This window comes from Nocardia sp. JMUB6875 (genome assembly GCF_041154655.1).
In the GTDB taxonomy this organism is placed as follows: Bacteria; Actinomycetota; Actinomycetes; order Mycobacteriales; family Mycobacteriaceae; genus Nocardia.
This window is the reverse complement of record NZ_BAAFGR010000240.1, coordinates 1-8629: the sequence shown is the minus strand read 5'-3', so window position 1 is coordinate 8629 and position 8629 is coordinate 1. Positions and strand designations below refer to the sequence as shown.

The following is an 8629-nucleotide window of genomic DNA, read 5'->3' as shown; positions in this document are numbered from 1 at the left end:
GTCATACCGCCGCCCCTGCTCGCCGCGCCCGCATCCTGTCGTCGCGCATCTCCCAACCTCCGGCCCGGATCCGCGGCAGCCGAGGCCGGACCGATTCGCCGAGTGGCACACCAGCGAGGGGTTTTGCCGGATTCGGCCGCGCTGGTGTGCCACTCGGCGCAGGGGAGCGGGTCTCACCTGCTGGGATAGGTGCAGGTCGGGGTTCGGGGGCCGGTTGCGACCCGTAAAATGTCCGCGTGAGTTTCGACAATGTACGGGGATATTCGACCCCTGGCCGAGTTTCCCGCACGCCTCAAGTGTCCGGAACTCGCTCCGTATTGCAGCAGCTGGGGCCGCGGCCCGACGGGTCCATCCCGTTCTCGGTGGAATTCAATCCGCCGCGTGATGCCGCAGGTGAGGCGCGGTTGTGGCGTGCCGCCCGCGAGTTCGAGCGGTTGCATCCGGCGTTCGTGTCCATGACCTACGGGGCGGGCGGGTCCACCCGCGACCGCACCATCCGGGTCACCGGTCAGCTGGCGCGCGAGACCACGCTGCTGACGGTCGCGCATCTGACCGCCGTCGATCACTCTGTCGCCGAGCTGCGTTCGATCGTGGGCGCGTACGCGGATTCGGGCATCCGGAATCTGCTGGTGCTGCGCGGCGATCCGCCGGGCGATGTGCTGGGGGAGTGGGTCAAGCATCCGGAGGGCGTCGAATACGCCGAGGAACTGGTCCGCATGGTGCGTGATCTGGGCGACTTCCACGTCGGCGTGGCGTCGTTCCCGCAGGGGCACCCGCGTTCGGGCGACCTCGACGACGACACCCGCTTCCTGTGCGCGAAACTGCGTGCGGGCGCGGAGTATTCGATCACCCAGATGTTCTTCGACCCGGAGCACTATCTGCGCCTGCGGGATCGGGTCATCGCCTGCGATCCGGTCGAGGGCGCCAAGCCGATCATTCCCGAGCTCATGCCGATCACCTCGCTGCGCACCGTGGAGCGCGCGGTGGAGCTGTCGGGCCGCGAGCTGCCCGCCAAGGTGATGGAGCGCCTGCACAAGGCCGCCGGCGACGGCCCGGAGGAGAATCGCGCCGCGGTCCGCGAGGTCGGCATCGAGATCGCCACCGAGATCGCGGAGACCCTCATCGCCGAGGGCGCGCCCTGCCTGCACTTCATCACCCTGAACTTCGCCAAGGCCACCGGCGAAGTGCTGGCGAACCTGGGCTACACCATGTCGCCCGCCCCGGCCCACGTCTGACCGATCCCCGGCCCGGCCTGAACAAGTGACCGGCACACCGGATGAAATGTCCGGTTCTCGCTGGTCAGCGGAGTAGCGTCCCCCTCGAGTCGTGACCTCGAGGGGAGCCACCCATGTCCGCGTTCCACCACCTCGTCCGTGTCGCAGGCGCTTTCGGCGTCTGCGCGGTCCTCACAGCAACCGGTCCGGCAACCCTGACCGGCACCGCGGTCGCGGCCCCCGCCGACCGCGCCCACGCCGATCCCGCCGCGGCGCTCACCGGCGACGCGGCCGCCGCGCTGGCCGCCATCACCAGGGCCGACACCGCGGCCCCCACCGACTGGCTCTCGGCCTACGGCCAAACCGTCGACGGATTGCAGACTTTGGGCATCCAGCCCTTCCTCTACCCGACCGCCGCACCGTTCTGCCTGGGCGGCACCACGCTGGGCCTGGCACCCGCGGTCGCGGGCACCATTCCCGGGCCGTGGCCCCGCTACGCGGTTTCCGTTCCCGGCCTTGATCTTTCGGCCGTCAAGGCGGGGCAGGCGATGTTCGCGTTCGTCCCCTATGGCATCAGCCCGGACAGCGCCGACACCTCCGGCATGCAGGTCGCCTGGGTCAACCTCACCACCGGCCGCGGCGGGTTCGTCCCCATGGGCCCGATCTCCCAGGTCCTCAACGCGATGATTCCGCCGCAGGTCCCGAACGAATTGCGCCCCATGGTGGAACAGGCGGTGCGCGACTACTTCACCGCGGCACTACCGGTCGGCGGCGTTCGCGCGGTTCCGGTCAATACCGGCTCCGGTACGGTGCTGGCCGCCATGTTCGGCACGGTCCGCAACGGGAACACCACCTGCTTCTTCCTGCCGACGATCGGCATGACCCCCGTGCCCTGATCATCGGGTAGGCGTGAGGGAGCGGCCTTTCCAGGTGAGGGTGGAATCGCGCTGGGCGCGGTGCGAGCGGGCGGACAGCGCCAGGTAGGCCGCGATGGACAGCGGATGCGCCAGGGCGGCACGGACATCCGCGCCGTCGAGCGACCCGCCGTTCTCGGTCGAGCGGGCGAGCAGACGTCCGGCGACCGCCGCGGTGTAGCCCAGCAATCCGATCCACCTCGTCCGTCCGCGCCCGAACAACGCGGCCAGGGGCGGCGCCCAGAACGCCAGCGCCGCAACCGAACCGACCGCGAGGCTGCCCGCCGGGCCGCCGCACGCGGACCACAGCCAGCGGGAGTAGCCCTCGGTGAGTTCGGCGGCGTCGCGGTACATGCGGGTTTCGGCAAGGGGTCCGGCCGCGGCCAAGACCGTGCGCCTGCTGCTGCGGCGGAGTTCACGGGCGATGGCCAGGTCCTCGGTGACGCTGTCGGCCACCGCCGCGTGGCCGCCGATCGCGCGGTACGCGGCGGCGTCGAAGACCAGGAACTGCCCGCACGCCACCGCCATCGACGGGCTCAGGGTGCGATTCGCCAGGGCGACAGGCAGAGTCGAGGCCCATGACCAGCCCAGCAGGGGCTGGATCAGCTGTTCGGCCGCGGATTCGGCGCGCTGCCGCGGCCACGGGCACAGCAATGCGGCACGCGCCGAACGCATTTCGCGGACCGCGGCGGCCAGCGCGTCGGGGGCCAGGCGGATATCGGCGTCGAGGAAGATCAGCACGTCGTCGCCGGAGGTCAACGCCTCCAGGCGGGCGCAGGCGGCGGTCTTGCCGGTCCAGCCCGCCGGGGGATCGGTCTCGTTGCGCGACACCAGGAATCGCTCGTCGTCGCCGATGGCGGCCAGCGCGGCGGCGGCGGTGCCGTCGGTGGAACCGTCGTCGAGGATGATCACGCCGAGATCGGCGAGGCCCCGCTGGGCGCGCAGATCGGCGATGAGGTCCGGCAGGCGGTCCGCCTCGTCGCGGGCCGGGATCAGAACGGTGACCGGCTCGGTGATCTCGACCTCGGAGGCCCGAAGTCGCCTGAGGCTCAGTCGATTCGCGAGTGCGGTGGCCGCGCCGAAGGCGGCGACGGCGCTACCGGCCGTGACCACCTTCGCCGCGAGAGTCATCGTGTCTTGGTGCGATCGGGGCGCAGCCAGCGCGCGGCCCGCACGTAGGCCGGCGGATCGGGATTGCGGGTCATGTAGGCCAGCACCGCGACCACGGCCGCCACCGCCAGGGTGATGCCGCCGACGATGCCCGCCCACCCGGCGAAGGAGCGCGTATTCGGGTCGGCGTAGCCGACTTCCGCGCGCAGCGTGCTCACGTCACCGGCGGGCAGCTTCCAGGTCACCACCGAATCGCCCTCGCGGGTGCCGTTGGTGGTGGCCACGCGCGCCGGGAAGGCGACGGTCAGCTGCACGTCGGAGCCCTGCGGCGGCAGGCTCTTCAGGTCCACCCGGCCGGTCAGGGTGACCAGGTCGCCGACGCGGTTGAAGACCAGGTTGAACATGCCGGAGGTCTGATCCGACATGGCGCCCAGCTGCTGCACCTCGCCGAAGGACAGATCGTCGAAATACACCTGGCTGCCGACGTATCCGTCCTGCGTGTACGGGTCCACCCGCACCTTGGACTGCAAACCGTCGGGCGCCTTCAGCTGCGGGCCCTTGTCCTTGTCGTTCTGCGGCACGGCCGCCGCGACGAAGCGGCCCGACACCCGGTCATTAGAGGACACGCCCATCGACACCTGCACCCGCAGGCATCCGGTCAGCATGACGGCCAGCCCCGCGAACAGGACCACCGCCAGCATCCGCACCCACCGGCGCGGCCGCCTCACCGGCATTGACGCGGGTGTTTCCTCTGCTGTCGACATGATCGGACTCGGCTGCACGGCTCACATCGTGCCATGCGCGCCCGGCCACAGCGTGATTCGACGGGCGCTCAGCTCCCGAACCAGCGGAAACCCCAGCACCCCGAGCCCCACGAACCCGTACCCCGCCGACACCGGCAACCCCAGGAACACCGCATGCGCCAGCGTCGACCCGAGCCACGTCCACAGGAACACCGCCACCGGAACCACCCGCGCCGCCCCCGTATCGGGAGCCGTCCGATCCCACCACTCCAACAACCCGGCCATCACCAACGCCACCAGAAACCAGCCGACATAGTTGATCCACGGAATCTGCTCCAACCCCGGCAGCCCCGCAACCACCGAGCGCCACGTCCACTGCCCATCCGCGACCATCTGCGGATCGAGGAACAGATCCCACCCGACCGCACCGACGGCCGTCAGCGAAACCCGCCCCGCCGCACCGCGACCCAGCATCCCCGCGACGATCCACACCGGATACAGCCCGCCGGTCCAGGCCAGCGGCACCACCAGCGGCACCCCGGCCAACTCCGGCCCGAGCCGCCCACTCGCATAGTCATAGCAACCGAACGGAAACCCAGTCGCGGTCCCCAACATCTCGGCACCCAGCCCGATCCCCGACAGAATCACCAGCAAACCCGCAGCCCACCGCACCCCGCGCGTCACCACCGCATGCGTCAAAGCCGTACCCGCCGACAGCAAAACGACCACCACGGTGACCCGATCCCGGAGAACCCCGTGCGCCAGCGGATAAGTGATCTGCACCAGCACCAGCAGGATCGCCGGTACCGCCGCGACGACTGTCGCACTCGCGGTGGCCGATCGGGTAGACCGCCCCGAGTCGGCGGTCATCGGACGCACCGCGTGTCCGCTCGCGGTACGCGGCGCAGGCCCGCCCGCCGGATTCGCGGCGCGGCCACGGCCACAGCGGGGTTCGCGGTCGTCCCGCCTAGCTCGGCATCCCTCATCGACGTAACGGGCGTAAACGGCGCGGGCGTAGATCCCGCTCCACCAAGCGAGCTGCGCTGCGGCCGCTGGCGCCGGACACACCGCCGCCGGGGTGCGTGGATGCGCCGGTGAGATAGAGGCCGGGTGCGCCGGGGACGCGCTGGCCCGCCAGTTCGGGGAGGGGGCGCCACATGAACATCTGGTCGATGGACATCTCGATGTGCATGACATTGCCGCCGAGCAGGCCCATTTCGCGTTCGAGGTCGGCGGGGGTCTGGATGAAGCGGTGGCGGATGGTGTCGGCGAAGCCCGGTGCGTAGGCGTCGAGTTCGGCGATGATGCGGTCGGCCTCGCGTTCGGAGTGGTCGGACCACTTGGTGCCGTCGGCCAGGTCGTAGGGGTGCCATTGGGACCAGAGCGTGAGGTTGTGTTCGCCCGGGGCCGCGATGGTCGGGTCCAGGGCGCTGAAGCTCATGGCCAGGACTACCGGGCGCGGGGGGAGGTCACCGGCGAGGGCGGCGCCGTGGGCGCGGCGCAGGTCGCGGCGGTCGGTGACGAGAAGTTGCAGGCCGTGGGCGGATTCGGTGGTTTCGGCGCCCGGGTAGTGGGGGAGGGCGGTGGTGGCCGCGCGGACCACCATGCCGATGCCGGGGCCGACGCGGATGCGGCGACGCCAGTCGGCGATCACCCCGGCGTCGAAACCGCCGTGCTCCAGCAGGTTCAGGGTGGTGAGGATGTGGCAGCCCGCGATGACGGTGTCGGCGTGGATATTTCGGCCGCCCTCGGTGCGGACCTCCCAGCCGTCGCCGACCCGGGTGAGGGAGGTGACCGCGTCCCCGCCACTGACGGTGCCGCCGTCGGATTTCAACCGCGCCACCAGCGCCGAGCTCAGAGCCCCGCTGCCGCCGACCGCGCGCCCGGGCGGGAGCGTGTGCATGAGCGCCGCGAACCCCACCATGGGCGCGGACCCCGGCTCCGACATGGGCGGCCCGGACTGCGCGCCGAACCAGGCCAGCGCTGCCTTCAGCCGCTCACTGTCGAAAAGGCTGTCCAGCAGCGCGTCTCCGGTCTGCATCATCTCCCGCGACAGCGCCCCGCCGCTGGCCCGCCCGGTCGCCCCGGCGGCCTCGCGAGGATCCATGCCCCAGAACGACTTCAGCAGATGCCCGCCGGTCGGCGTCCCGGAGAACGCCCGCATCACCCGGGCGCTGCGCGGACCCCACACGGTCGCGAACCGCCGATACGCCTCGGCATCGCGCTCACCGCAGGCCTCGGCGATGGACGCGCAGGTCCGGTCCAGATCCTTGTGAAAGACGATGGGCGGCAGCTCCGTGCCGGGCGGCGCAGGCGCGAAAGCCCAAGGATCACAGTCGATGTACCGCAGCCCGAACCGGGCCAGCTCCAGCTCCTCGATGATCCCGGTGTGCCGGATCATGATGTGCGCCGACGACCCGCGATCGACCAGATGCCCCGGGAACCGCTCGACCGTCGAGACGGCCCCGCCCAGCACGGTGTCGCGCTCGATCACCTCCACCCGATGCCCGGCCCGCGCCAGATAACAGGCCGCGACCAGGGCATTGTGCCCGGAGCCGACAATGACGACGCTCCGAGATCCCGTATCCGCCTTGCTCATCGAGACTTTGCCGGTCACTGGGTCTTTTCCGGCCACAGCGGCAGCCGCCGCCCGAGCACCGCGAACCGCCGGGTGTCCCCGGAGAAGATGAAGTGCCGCACCACATCCCCGAAACCCTGCCGCCGATACAGCCGCCAGGCCCGGTTCTCCTCCCGATCCACCTCGGGCGTGGACAGCAGCACGGTCCGCTCGGGCCGGTTCTGCAGTAATCGGGTGAGCAGGATCTCCCCGAGCCCGCGCCCCTGCGCGGCCGGATGCACATGCAGCTCGGTGAGCTCGAAATAGTCCGAAAGCAGTTCCCGCGCCGCGTGTTCGGGCCACCCGGTGCGCCGCATACCGCTGTACACCTGCTGATGCCACCACTGGTGCGGTGCGCCGTGATACCCGTAGGCGATGGCCACGATGGGCGCGGTGCGCAGGTCCAGCCGCCCGTCGTCGTCGGGCAGCACCGCGGCCACGGCCTGCCAGCCGGGGCGGGTGGTGTGCTCGGTCCACATGGGCGCGCGCTGATGTTCGGTCCCGCGCGGATAGTCCATGGCCGCCACGTAGACCGCGAGGGCGTCGTGCAGCCGATGGCGCAGGGTCGCGGCCGACAGGTCGACCACCACGGGTGCGGGTGTCGGTTTGGGGGTGACTGCGGTCATCGGCGGGACGCAACTCTCCGTTGGCGCGGACAGATGGATTCGACAGTAGCGCCACGGCGGGCGCCGCAACTTGTCGGTGGGTCTCTCTATATTCAAACCCACGAGAAACCTTCGAATGCCTGTTCGATCTTGCATTGGGTGCTCTGCCGCTTTCGGGGGCAGTGCCCAATGGGGACCGGATGTCCTTTATATAGAGACGAATCGGGTGTACGAGTGGGGAGGTACCCGATATGAGCGGGAAAACTGAACGTCAGGGCCATCCCGGCCGCGCCGGCGACCTGCTGCGCAAGGCCGACGGCCTGCTGATGCAAGCCCAGGCCGAGTCGGACCCGGTGGAGCGCTTCCGCACCGCCTACCTCGCCGCCCTGCGCGGCGCGGGCGCGGTCCTGGCCCTCACCGGGGCAGACCGCGCGCCCCGCGCGCGTTCTCGCAACGCCTGGGTCCTGATGCAGCGCGCGGCACCGGAATTCGTGATGTGGGCGGACTATTTCACCGGGCAGTCCGAGACCCGCGCGGCGTTGGAAGCGGGCTTGCCGAGGCCCGTTGATGATCGTCGCGCCGACGAGTTCGCTTCGCGGGTAGGCGCATTCCTGCATGACGTGGAGGATCTGCTGTCGGCGGCGGCCCGGCTGCGCCCCAGTTCAGGGTGGGTGAACGGAATGCTGGCGTGAGTATCGGCGAGTAGGTGGTCGCACTCTGATCGAACTCGTATTATTGGTGGCAGACAGCCGCCAAGGTCGGCTATCCGTCGTCTACCCGGAGGCGACAGCCACCACCTAGTGCCGGGGGAGGTACCGTGCCACTCTCCGAGCACGAGCAGCGCATGCTCGAACAGATCGAGAGCGCGCTCTATGCTGAGGATCCGAAGTTCGCCTCGACTGTTCGGGGTGGACGGTTACGTTCTGCCACCGGCCGACGCAGACTTCAGGCGGCCGCCCTGTTCGTCCTCGGTCTGTTCCTATTGGTGGCGGGTATCGCCGCACCGTTCAAGCCCGGCGGCTTCCCGATCATCAGTCTGGTCGGCTTCGTCGTCATGTTCGCGGCTGGCGTGCTGTTGCTGATCGGTGGCCCCCGCATGGGCGGGTCGGCGAGTCGCCCGAGCGACGCGCATCCCAGCGCCGGCGGCGCACCCGGTGCTCCGCGCGGTAAGCAGCGCAAGCCGGGCGGTTTCTCCGCGCGAATGGAGGACCGCTTCCGCAAGCGGTTCGAACAAGACAATTGACCCGGTCATCGTGCAGCCGAAGGTCTTCGGCGCCGCACGGTGGCCGCTCTTGGTCGAATAACTGAAACACTCGCGACACGCCGTGGCGCCACACCGATTTCAGGTGTGGCGTCACGGCGTTTCGCGTAGGTGCGTCTTCGGCGTGTTGGACTGATTCCACGCTTCCCCACACCTCCCCACGGG

Annotated in this window: 9 protein-coding genes; 4 read left to right on the top strand and 5 right to left on the bottom strand. The window is 70.0% G+C overall.

Annotated features, from left to right (window positions below; translation table 11 throughout):
* Positions 1 to 296 precede the first annotated feature (296 nt).
* A complete protein-coding gene (locus tag ACAM49_RS36280; protein WP_369640056.1) occupies positions 297 to 1235 on the top strand; it encodes a methylenetetrahydrofolate reductase in 939 nt (312 codons plus the stop codon).
* A 113-nt stretch (positions 1236 to 1348) separates the two neighbouring features.
* Positions 1349 to 2110 (top strand): hypothetical protein, encoded by a 762-nt coding sequence (locus ACAM49_RS36275; RefSeq protein ID WP_369640055.1) that lies wholly within the window; start codon positions 1349 to 1351, stop codon positions 2108 to 2110.
* On the opposite strand, the gene ACAM49_RS36270 is transcribed toward ACAM49_RS36275, so the two are convergent.
* The 5 genes from ACAM49_RS36270 to ACAM49_RS36250 form a co-directional block, all read right to left on the bottom strand.
* A complete protein-coding gene (locus ACAM49_RS36270) occupies positions 2111 to 3259 on the bottom strand; it encodes a glycosyltransferase family 2 protein (RefSeq protein WP_369640054.1) in 1149 nt (382 codons plus the stop codon).
* Positions 3256 to 3939: a DUF3153 domain-containing protein gene (locus tag ACAM49_RS36265; RefSeq protein WP_369640058.1), complete on the bottom strand. Its 684-nt coding sequence runs from the start codon at positions 3937 to 3939 to the stop codon at positions 3256 to 3258. The genes ACAM49_RS36270 and ACAM49_RS36265 overlap by 4 nt, the downstream gene beginning before the upstream one ends.
* Positions 3940 to 4023: 84 nt before the next feature.
* A complete protein-coding gene (locus ACAM49_RS36260) occupies positions 4024 to 4851 on the bottom strand; it encodes a carotenoid biosynthesis protein (protein ID WP_369640053.1) in 828 nt (275 codons plus the stop codon).
* 112 nt (positions 4852 to 4963) lie between these two features.
* Positions 4964 to 6580: a phytoene desaturase family protein gene (locus ACAM49_RS36255; protein ID WP_369640057.1), complete on the bottom strand. Its 1617-nt coding sequence runs from the start codon at positions 6578 to 6580 to the stop codon at positions 4964 to 4966.
* A gap of 14 nt (positions 6581 to 6594) precedes the next feature.
* Complete coding sequence (locus tag ACAM49_RS36250) at positions 6595 to 7224, bottom strand: GNAT family N-acetyltransferase (protein WP_369640052.1); 630 nt, start codon at positions 7222 to 7224, stop codon at positions 6595 to 6597.
* Positions 7225 to 7454: 230 nt separating this feature from the next.
* Here ACAM49_RS36250 and ACAM49_RS36245 point away from each other — a divergent pair, with 230 nt between their 5' ends.
* Entirely contained in the window at positions 7455 to 7895 is a 441-nt protein-coding gene (locus tag ACAM49_RS36245; protein ID WP_369640051.1) for an SAV_6107 family HEPN domain-containing protein, read from the top strand.
* 125 nt (positions 7896 to 8020) lie between these two features.
* Entirely contained in the window at positions 8021 to 8446 is a 426-nt protein-coding gene (locus ACAM49_RS36240; protein ID WP_369640050.1) for a DUF3040 domain-containing protein, read from the top strand.
* Positions 8447 to 8629 lie beyond the last annotated feature (183 nt).